17 protein-coding genes are annotated in these 16,932 nt (G+C 68.4%); 13 read left to right on the top strand and 4 right to left on the bottom strand.

What is annotated here, in order from left to right; all coding sequences use genetic code 11:
* The first annotated feature begins 7 nt into the window (after nucleotides 1-7).
* A complete protein-coding gene (gene urtE / locus FFI97_RS15040) occupies nucleotides 8-700 on the top strand; it encodes an urea ABC transporter ATP-binding subunit UrtE (RefSeq protein WP_139702778.1) in 693 nt (230 codons plus the stop codon).
* Nucleotides 701-704: 4 nt separating this feature from the next.
* Here the strand turns inward: urtE and FFI97_RS15035 are convergent, their stop codons facing one another.
* The gene (locus tag FFI97_RS15035; protein WP_139702777.1) at nucleotides 705-1,517 is read right to left on the bottom strand and encodes an IclR family transcriptional regulator; all 813 of its coding nucleotides are present in this window, start codon (nucleotides 1,515-1,517) and stop codon (nucleotides 705-707) included.
* Nucleotides 1,518-1,615: 98 nt separating this feature from the next.
* Between FFI97_RS15035 and FFI97_RS15030 the strand changes: the two genes are divergently transcribed.
* The 8 genes from FFI97_RS15030 to FFI97_RS14995 all read left to right on the top strand — a co-directional run bounded on the left by FFI97_RS15030 (nucleotide 1,616) and on the right by FFI97_RS14995 (nucleotide 10,496).
* Nucleotides 1,616-2,401, top strand: a complete 786-nt coding sequence (locus FFI97_RS15030; RefSeq protein ID WP_139702776.1) for an enoyl-CoA hydratase-related protein — start codon at nucleotides 1,616-1,618, stop codon at nucleotides 2,399-2,401.
* Nucleotides 2,402-2,403: 2 nt separating this feature from the next.
* Nucleotides 2,404-3,570 carry a CaiB/BaiF CoA transferase family protein gene (locus FFI97_RS15025; RefSeq protein WP_139702775.1) on the top strand — a complete coding sequence of 389 codons (1,167 nt, stop codon included), beginning with the start codon at nucleotides 2,404-2,406 and terminating at the stop codon, nucleotides 3,568-3,570.
* 46 nt (nucleotides 3,571-3,616) lie between these two features.
* The gene (locus tag FFI97_RS15020; RefSeq protein ID WP_139702774.1) at nucleotides 3,617-4,582 is read left to right on the top strand and encodes a Bug family tripartite tricarboxylate transporter substrate binding protein; all 966 of its coding nucleotides are present in this window, start codon (nucleotides 3,617-3,619) and stop codon (nucleotides 4,580-4,582) included.
* Nucleotides 4,579-5,346, top strand: coding sequence for an enoyl-CoA hydratase/isomerase family protein (locus FFI97_RS15015; protein WP_139702773.1), 768 nt, complete (start codon nucleotides 4,579-4,581; stop codon nucleotides 5,344-5,346). The genes FFI97_RS15020 and FFI97_RS15015 overlap by 4 nt, the downstream gene beginning before the upstream one ends.
* A gap of 117 nt (nucleotides 5,347-5,463) precedes the next feature.
* Nucleotides 5,464-6,720, top strand: coding sequence for an MFS transporter (locus FFI97_RS15010; RefSeq protein ID WP_139702772.1), 1,257 nt, complete (start codon nucleotides 5,464-5,466; stop codon nucleotides 6,718-6,720).
* A 36-nt stretch (nucleotides 6,721-6,756) separates the two neighbouring features.
* Nucleotides 6,757-8,307: an alkaline phosphatase D family protein gene (locus FFI97_RS15005; RefSeq protein WP_139702771.1), complete on the top strand. Its 1,551-nt coding sequence runs from the start codon at nucleotides 6,757-6,759 to the stop codon at nucleotides 8,305-8,307.
* Nucleotides 8,308-8,396: 89 nt separating this feature from the next.
* Nucleotides 8,397-9,407: an aldo/keto reductase gene (locus tag FFI97_RS15000; protein ID WP_139702770.1), complete on the top strand. Its 1,011-nt coding sequence runs from the start codon at nucleotides 8,397-8,399 to the stop codon at nucleotides 9,405-9,407.
* A 150-nt stretch (nucleotides 9,408-9,557) separates the two neighbouring features.
* Nucleotides 9,558-10,496 carry a VTT domain-containing protein gene (locus FFI97_RS14995; protein ID WP_139702769.1) on the top strand — a complete coding sequence of 313 codons (939 nt, stop codon included), beginning with the start codon at nucleotides 9,558-9,560 and terminating at the stop codon, nucleotides 10,494-10,496.
* 16 nt (nucleotides 10,497-10,512) lie between these two features.
* Here FFI97_RS14995 and FFI97_RS14990 read toward each other — a convergent pair whose 3' ends face one another.
* Complete coding sequence (locus tag FFI97_RS14990; protein WP_260685004.1) at nucleotides 10,513-10,809, bottom strand: hypothetical protein; 297 nt, start codon at nucleotides 10,807-10,809, stop codon at nucleotides 10,513-10,515.
* A 125-nt stretch (nucleotides 10,810-10,934) separates the two neighbouring features.
* Nucleotides 10,935-11,678 (bottom strand): LysM peptidoglycan-binding domain-containing protein, encoded by a 744-nt coding sequence (locus FFI97_RS14985; RefSeq protein ID WP_139702767.1) that lies wholly within the window; start codon nucleotides 11,676-11,678, stop codon nucleotides 10,935-10,937.
* 158 nt (nucleotides 11,679-11,836) lie between these two features.
* On the opposite strand from FFI97_RS14985, the gene FFI97_RS14980 reads away from it, so the two are divergent.
* The 3 genes from FFI97_RS14980 to FFI97_RS14970 all read left to right on the top strand — a co-directional run bounded on the left by FFI97_RS14980 (nucleotide 11,837) and on the right by FFI97_RS14970 (nucleotide 14,516).
* Entirely contained in the window at nucleotides 11,837-13,201 is a 1,365-nt protein-coding gene (locus tag FFI97_RS14980) for a cache domain-containing protein (protein WP_095744124.1), read from the top strand.
* 5 nt (nucleotides 13,202-13,206) lie between these two features.
* On the top strand, nucleotides 13,207-13,887 hold the full coding sequence (locus FFI97_RS14975) for a response regulator (RefSeq protein WP_144004455.1): 681 nt from the start codon (nucleotides 13,207-13,209) through the stop codon (nucleotides 13,885-13,887).
* 386 nt (nucleotides 13,888-14,273) lie between these two features.
* Complete coding sequence (locus tag FFI97_RS14970; RefSeq protein WP_260685003.1) at nucleotides 14,274-14,516, top strand: hypothetical protein; 243 nt, start codon at nucleotides 14,274-14,276, stop codon at nucleotides 14,514-14,516.
* A gap of 164 nt (nucleotides 14,517-14,680) precedes the next feature.
* On the opposite strand, the gene FFI97_RS14965 is transcribed toward FFI97_RS14970, so the two are convergent.
* On the bottom strand, nucleotides 14,681-16,030 hold the full coding sequence (locus FFI97_RS14965; RefSeq protein WP_139702765.1) for an ImmA/IrrE family metallo-endopeptidase: 1,350 nt from the start codon (nucleotides 16,028-16,030) through the stop codon (nucleotides 14,681-14,683).
* Nucleotides 16,031-16,183: 153 nt separating this feature from the next.
* Here FFI97_RS14965 and FFI97_RS14960 point away from each other — a divergent pair, with 153 nt between their 5' ends.
* Nucleotides 16,184-16,831 (top strand): DUF938 domain-containing protein, encoded by a 648-nt coding sequence (locus FFI97_RS14960; protein ID WP_139702764.1) that lies wholly within the window; start codon nucleotides 16,184-16,186, stop codon nucleotides 16,829-16,831.
* Nucleotides 16,832-16,932 lie beyond the last annotated feature (101 nt).

The following is a 16,932-nucleotide window of genomic DNA, read 5'->3' as shown; positions in this document are numbered from 1 at the left end:
TCCCACCATGCTGACAGTCAAGAACATCCACCAGTACTACGGCGGCTCCCACATCCTCAGAGACGTGAGCTTCCAGGCCACGCTCGGCAAGGTCACGGTATTGCTCGGCCGCAACGGCGTAGGCAAAACCACGCTGCTGAAGTCGCTCATGGGCCTCGTGCCCATCAAGAGCGGCAGCATCGAACTCGAAGGCAAGCCGATCCACAAGGCCACGCCCTACGACAGGGCCAGGGCAGGCATCGGCTTCGTCCCGCAGGGCCGCGAAATCTTCGCGCGGCTCACGGTGGAAGAGAACCTGCGCATGGGCCTGGCCTACAAGAGCGGCGGCACGCCCATTCCTGCGGAGCTGTTCGAGCTGTTCCCCGTGCTCAAGCAGATGATCAACCGAAGAGGCGGCGACCTCTCCGGCGGGCAGCAGCAGCAACTGGCGATCGCCCGCGCCCTCGCGCCCAAGCCCAGGCTGCTGATCCTCGACGAGCCCACCGAGGGCATCCAGCCCAGCATCATCAAGGACATCGGCCGCGTCATCCGCATGCTGGCCGACCGCGGCGACATGGCCATCGTGCTGTGCGAGCAGTACTACGACTTCGCGCAGGAGCTGGCCGACGACTACCTCGTGATGGAGCGCGGCGAAGTCATTGCGCGCGGCCTGGGCAAGGACATGGAAGCGCAGGGCGTGCGGCAGCTCGTCGCGATCTGACGCGCTACCGCGCCCACGTCTTGCGCAGGTCTGCCGCGAGGCGCAGCAGCAGATCAGCGTGCGCCTGTAGCGCGTCCGCCGACACCTCGCCCGTCGTCGGAAAACTCACGTTCATCGCATAGAGGCTGCCTGACGGCGCACGCAGCGGCAGCGCCACCGCCGTCATGCCCGGCGCCCAGTTCGCGTGGCAATAGCCTTGCGCGTCCACCGCACGCAGGGCCGCATCCACCTGCCGCTGCAGCGCGGGCCAGTCGCTGCCATGCGCCTTGCGCAGCTGGCCCAGCAAGGCCTTGCGTTCCGTCGCCTGCATGCCCGCCAGGAAAGCGCAGCCCAGCGACGTGCTCGCGATCGGCAGGCGCGAGCCCGGCAGGATGCGCCGGAAGATGCCCAGCCGGCTGAAGCGCACCGAGTCCAGGTACACCATCTCCAGCTGGTCGGCCACCGCCAGGCCCACGTTCACGCGCCGGCCCTCGGCCAGCGCACGCATCAGCGGCAGGGCCTGCGCCAGCGTCTGCTCCGAGGTGCGAAACGACAGGGCCAGACTCAGGCACGCGGCCGTCAGCCGGTAGCCGCGCTGCTCCAGGTCGTAGGCAAGAAAGCCCGCATCCACCAGCGAGCGCGTCAGCCGGCTCACCGTGGGCCGCGGCAGCTGCGTGCGGTCGGCCAGCTCGGCGTTGGTCAGCACGTCCACCCCATGCCGGAAGGCGCGCAGCAACGCCAGCCCGCGCTCGAGCGAATGGCTGCCCGGCGTGCTGCGCACGAAGGTGCCGGTCGACTGCGTTTCGGCCCGGGTAGAGGTGGAGCGGGGCGTGGCCATGATTTCGGTGAGCGAAATTGCAGCATTGTCACCGCCAGGGCGCGCCGGAATACTGAGCCCATGCCCGACACAGGGCGAGCAACGAACCGGAGACACGCTTGGAATTCACGGAACTCAGGTACGCGGTGACCGACCGCGTCGCCTCGATCACCTTCGACCGCCCCGACCGGCTCAACGCCTGGACGCCCACGCTGGAGGCCGAGCTGCGCGAAGCCATCCACCTGGCGCAGGCCGACGACGAGGTGCGCTGCGCCGTGCTGACCGGCGCCGGTCGCGGCTTCTGCGCCGGCATGGACATGGCGGTGCTGGGCGCAGCCGCCCGGCCGCCCGTGCCGCAGGCGCCCTCAGACGACGACCTTGCGCAGCGCTACGGCTACCTCGGCGGTTTCGACAAGCCGCTGATCGCCGCGATCAACGGCGCGGCGGCCGGCGTCGGGCTGTGCCTCGCGTTGCACGCCGACCTGCGCTACGTGGCGGCCGGCGCCAAGCTCAGCTTTCCCTATGCGCGCCGCGGCCTTGTGGCCGAGCACGGCACGGCCTGGCTGCTGCCGCGCCTCATCGGCCCGATGCATGCGGCCGACCTGCTGCTGACCGGCCGCACGGTGATGGCTGAGGAGGCCGACCGCATGGGGCTGGCCTGCCTGCTGCCGGCCGAGGGCTTTCTCGACGCGGTGCTCGCGCGCGCCGGCGAGATCGCGAACACCGCCTCGCCGCGCGCCACCCGTGTCATCAAGCAGCAGCTGCGCGCCGCCCGCTACCAGACGCTGGGCCAGGCCACCCGCGAGGCCGACCGTGAGATTGCTGCCTGCCGCGACACCGACGACTTCCGCGAGGGCGTGCAGCACTTCCTCGACAAACGCGCCCCCCGATTCACAGGACATTGAACATGACGCCCCCTCTGCACAACAACATCGCCGCCGCGCAGCCCCTGGCCGGCATCAAGGTCATCGAGGTCGGGCAGAACATCGCCGGGCCCTACGCGGGAGAGATCCTGTCCTCGCTCGGCGCCGAGGTGGTGAAGATCGAGCGGCCCGGCGCGGGCGACGACGCGCGCGGCTGGGGCCCGCCGTTCTGGCGCGGCACCGCGACCACCTTCCAGGCCATGAACCACGGCAAGAAGAGCATCGCGCTCGACCTGAAGAACCCGGCGCACGTGCAGTGGCTGCGCGAACACGCCACCGAGGCCGACGTGTTCATCCAGAACATGCGCCCCGGCTCGCTCGAAGAACTGGAACTCGGCCCCGACGTGCTGCGCGCGCTCAACCCCCGGCTGGTGTACTGCTCGCTGTGGGCCTTCGGGCACAAGGGCCCGATGCGCCTGGCGCCCGGCTACGAGCCGATGGTGCAGGCCTTCGCGGGCATCTTCAGCATCAACGGCGCCGAGAGCGGCCCGTCGGCGCGCGTCGGCATGCAGGTGCTCGACCTGGGCACCGGCATCTGGGCCGCGCTGGGCTGCATCGCCGCGCTGCTGCGGCGTGCGACGACGGGGCAGGGCTGCGTGGTCGACACCTCGCTGTTCGAGACCGCGCTGGGCTGGCTGCAGGTGATGATGGCCGGCTTCCACGCCACGGGCCGCCAGCCCGAGCGCCACCGCAGCGGCAACCCCAACGTGGTGGTGTTCCAGGCGCTGCCCACCGAAGACGGCGAAATCGTCGTCGCCGCCGCCAACGACCGGCTGTTCGCCAAGCTCGCGCGCGCCACGGGCCACGACGAGTGGACGCGCGACGAACGCTTTGCGAGCAACGCATTGCGCGTGCAGCACAAGGCGCTGCTCATCCCCGCGCTGGAGGCCGTGTTCCGCACGCGCTCGACGCGGCAGTGGCTCGACGCACTGGAGCCGCTGGGCATTCCGTGCGCGCCGATCCAGGACTTCGCGCAGGTGCTGGCGCAGCCGCAGACCGAGGCCATCGGCATCTTCCAGACCGTGCCCGACGAAGAACTGCGCATCGTCGGGCTGCCGCTGTCCTTCGACGGCGACCGGCCGCAGGTGCGGGCCCGCGCGCCCAGTGTGGGCGAGCACAACGAGGCGCTGGGCGCCGGCGCGCTCGGCTGAGCACCCACCGGCCACGACATTCAAAAACAGACAGGAGACACATCCCATGCACAGAAGACACTGCCTCGCCTGGCTGGCGGGCCTGCCGTTCGCGGCCACCGCCGGCACCGCGCTTGCTCAGGACAAGGACAAGCCGATCCAGATCATCGTGCCCTTCGGCCCCGGCGGCTCGGGCGACATCTCGGCGCGCATGCTGGCCGAGTTCCTCACGCGCAAGACCGGCCGCGCGGTGGTGGTCGACAACCGCCCCGGCGGCAACGGCATCATCGGCGTGGAGGCGGTGCGCAACGCGCCGGCCGACGGCTCGGTGCTGCTGCTGGCCACCACGTCCACGCACCTGGCCAACCCCAGCCTGTTCCGCAAGCTGCCCTACGACCCGGGCAAGGACTTCCGGCTGGTCGGCTCCTTCGGCCCCGGCTCCACCTACATGCTGGTGCGGCCCGACGCGCCCTACAAGACGCTGCAGGAGTTCGTGGCCGCCGCGAAGAAGGCGCCGGGCAGCATCAACTACGGCCACTTCAACGCGACCTCGAAAGTCACGGGCGCGCTGTTCGCGCACGAGGCCGGCATCGAGCTCGCGCCCATTCCGTACAAGCAGGTGAGCCAGGCGATGTCGGAGCTCATCGCCGGGCAGATCCAGGTGGTGTTCACCGACACCGTGGCCGGCGACGCCTTCGTGGCCTCGGGCCAGCTGCGCGCACTGGCGGTGCACAGCGACGCGCGGCTCAAGCGCTACCCGGCGCTGCCGCTGATCGCGGAGACGTACCCGAAGTTCACCATCCGCGGCGGCTTCCTCGGCATTGCCGTGCCGGCCGCGACGCCGGTGGAGATCCAGCAGAAACTCAACACCTGGATCAACGAGGCCGTGACCACCGACCCCATCCGCTCGCGGCTCGAGGGCTTTGCCTTCGCGCCGGCCAAGGTCAGCCTCGCCGACCTTGCCACCTTCGAGCGCCAGGAGCGCGAGAAGTGGAAGGGCTACGTCGACATCGCCAAGCTGGAGGTCCAATGAGCCACATCGCATCCCTCGAGTCGGGCCACGCGCACGTTGCGCTGCTCGAAATCCGCCGCGGTCCTTTCAACTACGTCAACGAGGCGCTGCTGCGCGAACTGGCCGACCACCTCGACCGGCTCGACGCCGAGCCCGGCTGCCGCGCCGTCGTGCTGGCCGCCGAGGGCCGCGCCTTCAGCGCCGGCGCCGACTTCAACAGCGGGGACGACGACGGCACCTCGCGCGACCCCGGCCCGCTGTACGCGCAGGCGATGCGGCTCTTTCGCAGCGCCAAGCCCCTCGTCGCAGCGGTGCACGGCGCGGCGGTGGGCGCGGGCCTCGGCCTCGCGGTGGCGGCCGACTTCCGCGTGAGCTGCGCCGAGGCGCGCTTCAGCGCCAACTTCAACCGCCTGGGCTTTCATCCGGGCTTCGGCCTGAGCGCCACGCTGCCGCGCCTCGTCGGGGCGCAGCAGGCCGGGTTGCTGTTCTTCACGGGGCGGCGCATCGGCGGCGAGGAAGCGCTGCGCATCGGCCTCGTCGACCAACTGGTGCCGGCCGACGAGGTGCGTGCGAGCGCGCTGACGCTGGCGGGCGAGATCGCGCTGTCGGCCCCGCTCGCCGTCGAAGCCACGCGCGCCACCCTGCGGCGCGGCCTGGCCGACGCCGTGGCCGAGGCCAATCGCCACGAGCGCGAGGTGCAGTGCGTGCAGTTCGCGACCGACGACTTCAAGGAAGGCGTGCGTGCCATGGCCGAGCGCCGGGCGCCGCAGTTTCAGCGGCGCTGAGGCTTTCGGCCGCAAGACGGTACCGACGCGCCGCACGAGAGCATCTTCACAATTTAAGGGTTTACCCTAGAATCGGGCCTTGCCCGCGTCCGCCGGGCACCCCCCAGGAGCCCGGCCTTGAACGCCTCACCGTCCGCCCGCGAAGGCGCGGAAACCACTGCCCTTGCACCGTCCGTCTCGTCCGCCCAGTTCCTGCGCGCGGTGCTCGCGCTCGGCGTTGGCGGCTTTGCCATCGGCACCGGCGAGTTCGTCATCATGGGCCTGCTGCCCGAGGTCGCGAAGGACATCGCCGTCACCATCCCGCAGGCCGGCCACGTCATCAGCGCCTATGCGCTGGGCGTGGTCATCGGCGCGCCCGTGCTCGCGGTGCTGGCCGCCGGCTGGGGCCGCCGCACGCTGCTGATCGCGTTGATGGCCGTGTTCGCAGCCGGCAACTTCGCCAGCGCGATGGCGCCCGGCTACCTGTCGCTCAACCTGCTGCGCTTTGCCACCGGCCTGCCGCACGGCACCTACTTCGGCGTGGCCGCGCTCGTGGCCGCCACGCTCGCGCCCCCGGGGCGCCGCGCGCGCGCCGTCGGCCTCGTGATGCTGGGGCTCACCGGCGCCACGCTGGTCGGCGTGCCCATCGCGGCGTGGCTGGGCCAGTTGTTCGGCTGGCGCGCGGCCTTCGTGTTCGTGGGCGTCATCGCGCTGGTTGCCGTGGTGCTGTTGCGCCGCGACGTGCCCGACATCGCACCCGCCGCCGGCGCCAGCCCCTGGCGCGAACTCGGCGCGCTCAAACGCAAGCAGGTGTGGTTCACGCTGGGCATCGGCGCCATCGGCTTCGGCGGCATGTTCGCCGTGTTCAGCTACATCAAGCCCACGCTGATCGAAGTGGCCGGCCTGCCGCTGGGCGGCGTGCCCTTCGTGCTCGCGCTGTTCGGCCTGGGCATGGTCACCGGCAACCTCGTGGGCTCGCGGCTGGCCGACAAGTCGCTCATGCGCACCATCGGCGGCGTGCTCGTCTACGCGGCGCTGGTGCTCGCCACCTTCACCTTCGCGGCGCACCACGTCGTGACGGCGGCCTTCACCGTGTTCCTCATCGGCACCACCGTCGCCATCGGCCCGGCCCTGCAGATCCGCCTGATGGACGTGGCCGGCGACGCGCAAACGCTCGCCGCCGCGCTCAACCACTCGGCCTTCAACATGGCCAACGCCCTCGGCGCCTGGCTCGGCGGCGTCGCCATTGCGGCCGGCCTGGGCTGGACCTCGACCGGCTGGGTCGGCGCGCTGCTGGCGCTGGCGGGCGTGGGCATCTTTGCCTGGGCGGTCGCCAGCGCGCGTGCGGATGCGCGGCGGCCGGTGGCGGTGGTTTGCGAAGGGTCGGCGGGCTGAGGCTCGCCGAACGGGGCATCATCGCGCTGCATGCCGATGACACCCCCATCCTTCACCCGCCGACGCCTGCTGCACACCGTCCTCGCCGCCGCCGCGCTCGGCCATCCCTTCCTGCACCTGCGCGCCCAGCCCTCGGCTTCGCGCGACCCGTTCACGCTCGGCGTCGCCTCGGGCGCGCCACGGCCTGACGGCATGGTGCTGTGGACGCGGCTCGCGCCCGACCCGGTGCAGGGCGGCGGCATGGGCGAGGCGTCCGTGGCGGTGCAGTGGGAGGTCGCCGAGGACGAGCGCTTTCGCCGCATCGTGACCAAGGGCATCGCCAGCGCCGAGGCCGACCTCGCGCACTCGGTGCACGTCGAAGTGCAGGGCCTGCGCCCGGGCCGCCCCTACTGGTACCGCTTCACAGCCGCCGGCGTGCGCAGCCCCGTCGGCCGCACGCGGACCACGCCGGCCGAGGATGACGCCACCGTGCAGCCGCTGCGCTTCGCCTTCGCTTCGTGCCAGCAGTACGAGGAGGGCTACTACGCCGCCTACCGCGACATGGCTGCGCAGCCGCTCGACTTCGTGGTGCACCTGGGCGACTACATCTACGAAAGCACGCGCGGCTCGCACAACGTGCGCCGCCACGAGGGCGGCATTCCCACCGACCTGGCCGGCTTTCGCAACCGTTACGCGCTCTACAAGACCGACCCGCACCTGCAGGCCGCGCACGCGGCCTTCCCGTGGCTCGTGACCTGGGACGACCACGAGGTTGCCAACGACTACACCGACGACGTCTCGCCGCGCACGCCCGACCCGGCGCAGTTCCTCGCGATCCGCGCCGCCGCCTACCAAGCCTGGTACGAGCACATGCCCGTGCCCGCCTCCATGCGCCCGCGCGGCGCCAGCGCGACCATCTACGGGCGCCATCGCTTCGGCCGCATGCTCGGCGTGATGCTGCTCGACGGCCGCCAGTACCGCTCGCACCACGCCTGCCTCCCGAGCCGCAGCACCAAGCCGCTGGTCGACTGCGCCGACCGGCTGACCCCGGAGCGCAGCCTGCTCGGCATGCAGCAGGAAGCCTGGCTCGCGAACGAACTCGCCACGCCGCCGGCGCGCTGGACCGTCATCGCCCAACCCACGTTGCTCGCCGAGGCCGACCGCCAGCGCGGCCCCGGGCACGGCTACTGGATGGACGGCTGGGACGGCTACGCCGCCGCGCGCACGCGCCTGCTCGACGCGCTGACCGCCAACCCGTCGCGCGGTGGCGATGCGCTGGTGCTCGGCGGCGACGTGCACGCCTTCTGGGCCGCCGACCTGCGCCGCGAGCCGCAGGGTCCCGTCGTCGCGACCGAGTTCGTCGGCGGCGCCATCACCTCCGAAGGACCCAGCGCCGCCAGCGTGGCCCACATGCGCGCGAAGAACGAACACCTGCGCTACGGCCGCGCCGACAAGCGCGGCTACGGCCTCATGACGCTCGACGCGCGCGGCTGCGCCGTCGAGTTCCGCGCGGTGGACGACGAGAAGAACGCCGACTCCGCCGTCGCGGCCATGGCCCGCTTCTCGGTCGAACGCGGCGCGCCCGGCGTGCACCTCGAATCCACCTGAATCTCCAGCGCCTGCAGGAATGCGCGGCCGTGCCTATGATGGCCGCCGCCTCTTTCCCTCCCTCTCTCACCTTCTCGGAGCGAGCCTGCATGAGCATCCCCACCATCCGCCTGGGCCGTACCGGCCTCACCGTGTCCCGACTGGCCCTGGGCACCATGACCTTCGGCCTGCAGACCGACGAGGCCGTGTCGCACCAGATCCTGGACAAGGCCGCCGACGCCGGCATCAACTTCCTCGACACCGCCGACGTGTACCCGCTGGGCGGCACCATCGAGACCACCGGCCGCACCGAAGAGATCATCGGCAACTGGCTCGACAAGCAGGGCCCCGCCGGCCGCCGCCGCTTCGTGGTCGCCACCAAGGCCGTCAACAAGGTCGGCCCCAACCCGTGGGACCAGGGCGCTTCGCGCAAGCACCTGCTCGACGCCATCGACCTGTCGCTCAAGCGCCTGAAGACCGACCACGTCGACCTGTACCAGCTGCACATGGACGACCGCGAGACGCCGCTCGAAGAAAGCCTCGAGGCGCTCGACGTCATCGTGAAGTCGGGCCGCGCGCGCTACATCGGCGTGTCGAACTTCCTGGCCTACCGCTTGGCCCGCGCGCTGGGCAAGGCCGAGCTGCACCGCTTCACGCGCTTCGTGTCGGTGCAGCCGCGCTACAGCCTGCTGTTCCGCGAGATCGAGCGCGAGCTGCTGCCGCTCGCGGCCGAAGAGGGCCTGGGCGTGATTCCCTACAACCCGCTGGCCGGCGGCCTGCTCACCGGCAAGTACAAGCCCGGCGCCAAGCCCGAGGAGAACACCCGCTTCACCCTCGGCACCGCCGGCGGCATGTACCAGGACCGCTACTGGAACGACCGCAGCTTCGACACCGTGACCCAGCTGCACGCGCTGGCCGACGAAGCCGGCGTGCCGCTGGCCACGCTGGCCGTGGCGTGGGTCATGGCCAACCCGCTGATCACCGCGCCGCTGCTGGGCGCCAGCCGCCCCGAGCAGCTCGACGCCACCGTGGCTGCCGCCAGTTACACGCTCGACCCGGCGCTCAAGCAGAAGCTCGACGCGCTCACCGCCGAGTACCGCAAGGGCGACGCGCCCCGCTGAGCGAACGGGCGTGCGGGCGCCCCGGATGGCCTGCCCGCAGTACGTGCTTGGGCCATGCGGGAGAATCGCGCCCGGCATGAGCACATCCCACACCCCCTCCCGGCGCGCCGCCCTGCGGCCCCCGGCAACGAACGAACGGCGGCCCGCAGCATGGCGCAGCTGATGTCGCTGCTGGTGCAGAACGCGATCCTGGTGGTGTTTGCCGCCAGCTTTGCCGCGCGCCTGGGCCTGCCCGTGCCGGCCGCGGCCGTGCTGGTCGTCACCGGCGCGCTGCTGGCGGCAGGCGACGTGTCGGTGGTCGGCGTGGTGCTGGCCGCCGTGGTCGCCAACCTGCTGGGCGACGGCGCGTGGTTTTATGCCGGGCGCCGCTTCGGCTACCGCTTCATGCGGCTGCTGTGCCGCATCTCGCTGTCGCAGGACTCGTGCGTGCGGCGGGGCGAGTCGCTCATTTCGGACTGGGGCGGCATGTCGCTGGTGGCCGCCAAGTTCGTGCCCGGCGTCTCCGTGGTGGCGCCGCCCATGGCCGGCGCGCTGGGCATGTCGGTGCGGCGCTTTGTCGGCTTCGACATCGTCGCCGCGCTGGTCTGGACGGGCCTGTTCCTCGGCCTGGGCTGGCTCTTTCGCGACCAGATCCAGCAGGTGCTCGCCGTGCTGGCGCAGGCCGGCGGCATCGCCACCGCCGCGCTGGGCGTGGTGCTGCTCGTGATGCTCGCCGTGCGCTACTGGCGCCGCCGCGCCTTCGCGCGCCTCACCGGCATGCCGCGCATCAGCGTCGACGAGCTGTTCGACCTCATGAGCGGCGACGTGCCGCCGCTGGTGATCGACGTGCGCGGCGAAGCCGGCGTGCAGGTCGACCCGCGCCGCATTCCGGGCGCGCTGTCGTACACCCTCAAGGCGCTGCAGCAGCGCAACCTGGACCTCACCATCGACCCCGACCGCGACGTGGTGCTGTACTGCAACTGCCCCAACGAAGTCTCGGCCGCGCAGGCCGCGCGCGTGCTGCTGGCGCGCGGGGCGCGGCGGGCGCTGCCGCTGACGGGGGGGCTGGATGCGTGGGTGGCTGCGGGGCGGCCTACGAGCCTGCACTGACCTGCTTCGCAGCTGCTCATCGCAGCTGCGTCATCGGGCATTCCAGAACAAGCCGGGTGGGCAAGGGCGAGTCTCGCCAGCCGGGCGCGTCTTTCTTTCGGTAGGCCTCGAGCGACGGATAGCCATCGGCCGTCCAGTCGGTGCCGTCCACCTGTTCGAGCGCGACGACTTCATACAAGCACTTGGCGTTGCGTGCCTCGAAGCGAAAGGCCATCCGCCCGGGTTCGCCGGGGCGGCTCATGTCCAGCACCTCATAGCTGCTGCGTGCGCAGCGGCTGAAACTCGATCGCCATTCGATGGTCTGGCTGCGCACGTGGAGCACACCGTTGCATGCCCGGCCCGTGCCGGTGAACTTACCGGTGAATGCGTGGGCGTGCGCGGGACCAGCCACAACTACTGAGCAGGCGAGTGCCAGGAGGCGCCGCCCGATGTTTCGGCCTACTTGCATGCGGTTGCCTCGGAGCCTCTGCGAACGGCCGCCAAGGCATAGCCGAGCTTGTCTGCATACGTCGCATCACCATCCACGTTGTAGTAAGTTGCCGCTCCCGATACCGTGATGGGCTTCCAGCCTGTGATGACCCTCTGAACCGAGGCCCTCTGGTAGTGCAGCACCTCGCCGGGCCGAAGCATGTGTGCGGACGGATTGAGCCGCTTCATCACCTCTGGCGTGCTGCCTTTCGCTCTGGCGATGCTGTTCAGGGTATCGCCAGCTTTCACGACGACCTGATGGGTGCGGGTGTCTGCATCGGGCACGCTCTGAAAAGAGAAATTGGCCATGCGCAGCAGCAGATAGCCGATGCCCGCCCGGATGTTGTCGGCAGGCGCGCGGCGCACGCCGTCGACGGAGAGGCTTCTGCGGTAAGAGGGCGGGAGGATCAGGTCACCGCCGTCCTTGCCACCCAGCAGCGCCTGGAGGCCCAGATCTCCTGTATTGCCGATCTGCATCGGGCGGGTCTTCCACTGCGGCCGTTTGGCCCCGGTTTCGACCCACAGCATGGCCTTCACCAGGCGCCAGTCCAACGGGACGTAGCCCTTGGTTCGAGAGAGGTGCATGTCGTATTCATGGACGGCCGAGCGGATCTCGCAGTCGTGGCTGTTCCACTTGTCGTCGGCGTTGTCGATGCCGCGCTTCCAGCCTTCATTCTCTGTCTCGGCTGCCGTCGTCTTTTGCGTCTTGCGCATACGTGCTCCCTCTTCCGTTTGTTGATGTCCCCGTGTTGTAGGCCGGTTCGGCGCTGCACACTGTCACCCAACGTCACCCGGTCCTTCTTCCCCGGAATTTCTCCGCGAAGCCGCGAGGCCAGCTCCCTGCCCACCCCCAGTGGTAGTCTCCCTCCCCGATGAACCTCCGCACCAAGATCGTCGCGCTGGCCGTTGCGCCCCTGCTGGTTGCGCTGGTGCTCGTGGCCCTGGCCGTGCGCCACCAGGAGCACGACCTGGCCCAGCGCGAGCGGGCGCTCATCGAGCGCAGCTACATGGCCCAGCGCCGCAGCGAGCTGCGCAGCTACGTCGACCTGGCCGTGAGCAACCTGCTGCCGCTGTACGAGTCGGGCCTGGACGACGAGGCCACGCGCACCGAGGCGCTGCGCCGGCTGGCCACGCTCAACTACGGCGACGACGGCTACTTCTTCGTCTACGACATGGACGGCAACTCGCTCATGCACTCGCGCCAGCCCGAGCTGGTCGGCCAGAACCTGTGGAACCTGCGCGATTCGCATGGCCGCTTCACCATCCAGGAGCTGATCAAGGGCGCGCGCGACAAGGGCGGCGCCTACGTCGAGTACGAATGGCGCAAGCCCTCCAGCGCGCAGATGGCGCCCAAGCTCGGCTACGTCACCGCGCTGCCGCGCTGGAACTGGATGGTCGGCACCGGCCTGTACCTGGACGACATCCAGTCGACCATGGACACGCTCGACCGGCAGATGAACGCCAACGTCACCGCCACGTTGCTGTGGATTGCCGGCATCGCCGCGCTGTGCCTGGGCGTGGTCAGCGCGGCCGGGTTATTGCTCAACCTCAGCGAGCACCGCACGGCCGAAGCCAAGCTGCGCCTGCTTGCGCGCCGCGTGGTGCAGTCGCAGGAAGAAGAGCGCGGCCACCTCGCGCGCGAGCTGCACGACGGCACCAGCCAGACGCTGGTGTCGGCCAAGCTGCTGATCGAATCGGCGGTGGAGCAGCTGGACCGCGCGCACCAGTCGCCGCCGCCCGCGCTCGGCAAGGCGCTGCAGCGGCTGAACGATTCGCTCACCGAGGTGCGCCGCATCTCGCACCGGCTGCGCCCCGCGCTGCTCGACACCCTGGGCCTGCCCGCCGCGCTCGAGCGCCTGGGCGCCGAGTTCGGTGAAGAAGGCGGCGTCGACGCATCCATCATGGTCGAGGGCGAACCCTTCGAGCTGTCGCAAGAAGCCAAGACCGCGCTCTTTCGCGTCACGCAGGAAGCGTTGACCAATGTGCGCAAACACGCGCGTGCGCAACAGGTGCACATCGCACTGGGCTTCGACGAAGAGGCCGTGCGCCTGGAGATCAGCGACGACGGCGTCGGCTTCAACGTCGAGGCCATGCAGCTCGACCCGCAGCGCGGCATCGGCCTGCGCAACATGCGCGAGCGCATGGAGTCCATCGAAGGCCGGCTGCGCATGCGCTCGGGCCGGGGCCACACGTCCATCGTGGCCGAAGTGCCCGTGCGGCGCGCAAAGCCAGAATAGCGGCCATGAAAGAAGACCCCGCCGCTGCTGCCGCTGTCCCCGTGGTTGTGCGCCTGTTCCTGGTCGACGACCACCCGCTGGTGCGCGACGGCCTGCGTGCGCGCCTGGGCGCCATGCCCGGCCTGGAGATCGTGGGCGAGGCCGGCAGCGCGGCCGAGGCGCTGGCACTCATCGGCCCCGCGCAGCCGCACCTCGTGCTCATGGACGTGGGCATGAAGGACATGAACGGCATCGAGCTGGCGGCGCTGCTGCTGCAACAACAGCCGCAGCACCAGAAGCCCGCGCCGCGCATCGTGATGCTCAGCATGTACGACAACCCCGAGTACGTGCAGAAGGCCCTGCAGGTCGGCGCGCGTGGCTACGTGCTGAAAGACGCGCCGGCGGCGGAGATCGTGGCGGCCATCGAGGCCGTGTCGGCGGGCGGCACCTTCCTGAGCCCGGCCGTGTCGAAGAAACTCTTTCGCAACCAGACGCCGCGCCCGCTGCTCACGCCGCGCGAGAGCGAGATCTTGAGCGCGCTCGGCCGCGGCGAATCGAGCAAGCAGATCGCACGCGACCTCGGCCTGAGCGTGCGTACCGTGGAGGCGCACCGCCAGAGCATCAAGCGGCGCCTGGGCATCGAAGGGCAGGCAGAGCTCATCAAGTACGCGGTGGAGCACGCGCGGGAGTTCGGCGGGCAGGGCTGAGGCGCTGCGGTCGATGCGGGGCTCGGACCCTGCTTTCAGGGCCTGACTGTCAGGGCTTTGTGAATCGCCGCTGCCGCAACGCGATTACTTGCGCGAACCGCGCATTCCTCGGCGAAATTTCTCTCTGTGCCGGGCGGGACTTCTCTACAGTGAATGCCCCTGTGATGAAACGACCCGCCATGTGGGCGAGGAGGGCAACACACACCACACCGCACCACGGACCACTGACTGATTGAGTGAATGAATGAACCGCTTCGCCTCACGGCGGGCCATCGATGCAGATCGATCGATGCGAACGTGAGGCACAAAAGGCGACGGCCACGGTGCGCGAACACCATGACCGTCTAACCAAGTGACGTGCAATCCCTTGAAGAAGGGCACAACAAATGGCTAAACGAATTATGGCCCGGGCTACCGAGCCGACCTCTTCCCGCGCGACCACCCCCAGCGCAGCAGACCTGCTGGAGTGCAAGCTGGAACAACTGAACTCACTGCTGTGGTGCTGCCACGGCGCCGGCGATGGATGGTTCGAAGATGCGGGGGCAGGGCATCGGGACAACCTGCTTTGGATCGCGTCGGATTTGGCGCGGGATGCGGCGGCGTTGTTTCAGGAGAGTGGGGGAGGGTGAGGGGCGGGCCCCTGCGTGGATGTTAGGGCGTCGGCCTCGAACTGAGCGCTGTCGTTCTTCAGCCTGTGGCGGGAGGCCTGTTTATGGAACGAAGCAGAAGTTGTGTGCGGCGGATCGAAGAGAAGCCGCAAGGTCTGCGTGACATCCATACTCTTTTAGGGCTCTCAGTGAGCCGTTGCAGCCAGGATGCTTTGAATGGATTGCGGGCCGGAACGCCTGCGAGCGTCGTGAAGCAGGCCCATCGACTCAAGTCTGATCTGCGCTGCGGAACGTGACACTCCATAGCGCTGCATCAGATGGCCCACGACGGCGTCGAAGTTCTGCAAATTGCATGGCTGATCATCAACATACAAAGGACCATAGCCTCTGTCCGAAATTTCCAATGTACGCAGCATCTGATGGAAATCGCTGGTAACGAAAGCTCTTGGCATCAGAAGACTAGCTGCGAGTAGATTGGCTTGCAGCTCCAACCGGGCAACGTCGTTGCCTGTGGAACCTATCGAGCGCCGTAAGTCGAAGTCACCGTCATCGCAACTTTCTCGGATCAGAAATCGGCCGTGATCCAAGAGATGGTGCGCGAGTTCATGTGCGAGCGTGAAGCGATCACGTCCGCGATGCATCGGCTCAACCGCGTACACCTGAATGGTAGGTGGCTCGAACTGGATTCGACCAAGAACCGGAAATGCAATGGCATTGGGTGACGAGAGGACTCCCGTTTCGACGACCAACCCTGTGCGCAGCGCCTCGTGGCTACAGAGCACATCCAGGTTCACCTCGCCCCCCGAATAGCCGATGGTTGAGAGAGCTTTCATAGCAGTTCTCTCAAGGTTCTCCATGGTAAGAAAAGGAACTTGACTCTTGAGCCTGCTTCGCGGATTTGTAATGCGCCGTATCAGCGCCGGGGGCAACGTGTCACCGAAAAGCACGTCTTCGAAGAAGTCCCAAAGCGAATTTGTCGCTCGAGAGGGAGACTGCATGTACATGTCGAACGCTTGGCTCGCGAAATCCTCTCGCGTAAGGGCAGATGCGATCGTTTCCGCTTGTTCGGCTGCGGAACTGTGTGCCGTGGCGGAAGATGAACGGTGCAACTCCCACTTGTGACTGCCCGGTTCGAAGTAGCGAAGTAGGCCTATGCCTTTGGATCTCGCGTATTCGACTGCTCCGTGCTGGAAGGGCGCCGTTGAAGCGATGATCATTTTGCAGTTCGCGGCGGCGACCTGCTGGACTTTCGAGAAGAACTCCTCTGCATCACTGACGGGCACGTGATCTTTGTAGTTCTTGCACTCGATGAGAACGAGGTGTGAGTATTTCTCGGCTCCGGGAAGGTACACCTCGATCGCCACGTCAAAAATTATCTCTGAGCCGCGATCCTTCGAGAAGTAGCCCTTCTTCCAGTAGAACTTGCATTGCTCCTTCTTCAAGTAGAAACGGTCTGCCTCGATCTCAGTTTGAAGTAGATCTCGAATGATGAGCTCTAGCGCATCCCCCTTTTTGGTTGTTGACCGGTGCTTCATCAGACCCTCTGAATGTCTAATTGATATGAGGAGTCCGAGCCTATCTCACCAGAAATATCAACATGGAGTGCTTCATCCACGGGGGATCCTTTCTCGAGGCATTCTGCAACATCTGCCTTGCAACCCAAGGTGTATTAACCCGAGATTTCTTTGATGCTCAATCTTCCTTCCAGCCCAGCCGCCGACCGCAACAAACAACCCATCCTCGATGCCCTGACCCGCATCCTCGGTGAGCGAGGCACCGCCTTGGAAATCGCCTCTGGCACAGGCCAGCACGCCGCCTGGTTCGCCGCCGCCATGCCCTCATGGACCTGGCAGCCCACCGACGCAGACGCCCGCTCGCTCCCCGCGATCGCCAGTCGCGTCGAGCAAGCCGCGCTGCCCAATCTGCGCCCGCCGCTGCTGCTCGACGTGATGGCGCCGCAATGGCCCTCGCAAGGCTCCGCGTTCGCTCAAGAAGGCAAAGAAGAAGAAAAGTTCGACGCCATCTACTGCGCCAACATGCTGCACATCGCACCCTGGCCCACCTGCGCCGCGCTGATGGCCGGTGCCGCGCGGCATCTGCGTGCCGGCACCGGCCTGCTGATCACCTACGGGCCTTACTTCGAAGACGAAGCACAGCACGGCCCCACGGCGCCGAGCAATCTGGCGTTCGACGAAGACCTGCGCGCGCGCAATCCCGCCTGGGGCATTCGCCGGCTCGACGACGTCGTGGCAGAGGCGCGCCGCGTCGGCCTCGCATTGCGCGAGCGGCACGCGATGCCGGCGAACAACCTGCTGCTGGTCTTCGGCTTCAGTTGATGCCGATGAAGGGCGAGGGCGTTGTCGCCCGCCAAGGGGCTCTGCATTGCGATCCGGCTCACTCGCGCTAGAGTCGGGCCACGTCCACAAGACCGGCCTGC

This window comes from Variovorax sp. KBS0712, from assembly GCF_006323185.2.
GTDB classification, from domain to species: domain Bacteria; phylum Pseudomonadota; class Gammaproteobacteria; order Burkholderiales; family Burkholderiaceae_C; genus Variovorax; species Variovorax boronicumulans.
This window is presented reverse-complemented; position numbering and strand designations above follow the sequence as displayed.

Excerpts from the sequence above, each read along its gene's own strand:
- FFI97_RS14975 (WP_144004455.1), top strand. The coding sequence starts at position 13,207 with ATGAAAGAAGACCCCGCCGCTGCTGCCGCTGTCCCCGTGGTTGTGCGC.
- FFI97_RS15015 (WP_139702773.1), top strand. The coding sequence starts at position 4,579 with ATGAGCCACATCGCATCCCTCGAGTCGGGCCACGCGCACGTTGCGCTG.
- FFI97_RS14985 (WP_139702767.1), bottom strand. The coding sequence starts at position 11,678 with ATGCGCAAGACGCAAAAGACGACGGCAGCCGAGACAGAGAATGAAGGC.
- FFI97_RS14960 (WP_139702764.1), top strand. The coding sequence starts at position 16,184 with ATGCTCAATCTTCCTTCCAGCCCAGCCGCCGACCGCAACAAACAACCC.
- FFI97_RS15020 (WP_139702774.1), top strand. The coding sequence starts at position 3,617 with ATGCACAGAAGACACTGCCTCGCCTGGCTGGCGGGCCTGCCGTTCGCG.
- urtE (WP_139702778.1), top strand. The coding sequence starts at position 8 with ATGCTGACAGTCAAGAACATCCACCAGTACTACGGCGGCTCCCACATC.
- FFI97_RS15000 (WP_139702770.1), top strand. The coding sequence starts at position 8,397 with ATGAGCATCCCCACCATCCGCCTGGGCCGTACCGGCCTCACCGTGTCC.
- FFI97_RS14970 (WP_260685003.1), top strand. The coding sequence starts at position 14,274 with ATGGCTAAACGAATTATGGCCCGGGCTACCGAGCCGACCTCTTCCCGC.
- FFI97_RS14980 (WP_095744124.1), top strand. The coding sequence starts at position 11,837 with ATGAACCTCCGCACCAAGATCGTCGCGCTGGCCGTTGCGCCCCTGCTG.
- FFI97_RS15035 (WP_139702777.1), bottom strand. The coding sequence starts at position 1,517 with ATGGCCACGCCCCGCTCCACCTCTACCCGGGCCGAAACGCAGTCGACC.
- FFI97_RS15025 (WP_139702775.1), top strand. The coding sequence starts at position 2,404 with ATGACGCCCCCTCTGCACAACAACATCGCCGCCGCGCAGCCCCTGGCC.
- FFI97_RS14995 (WP_139702769.1), top strand. The coding sequence starts at position 9,558 with ATGGCGCAGCTGATGTCGCTGCTGGTGCAGAACGCGATCCTGGTGGTG.
- FFI97_RS15005 (WP_139702771.1), top strand. The coding sequence starts at position 6,757 with ATGACACCCCCATCCTTCACCCGCCGACGCCTGCTGCACACCGTCCTC.
- FFI97_RS14965 (WP_139702765.1), bottom strand. The coding sequence starts at position 16,030 with ATGAAGCACCGGTCAACAACCAAAAAGGGGGATGCGCTAGAGCTCATC.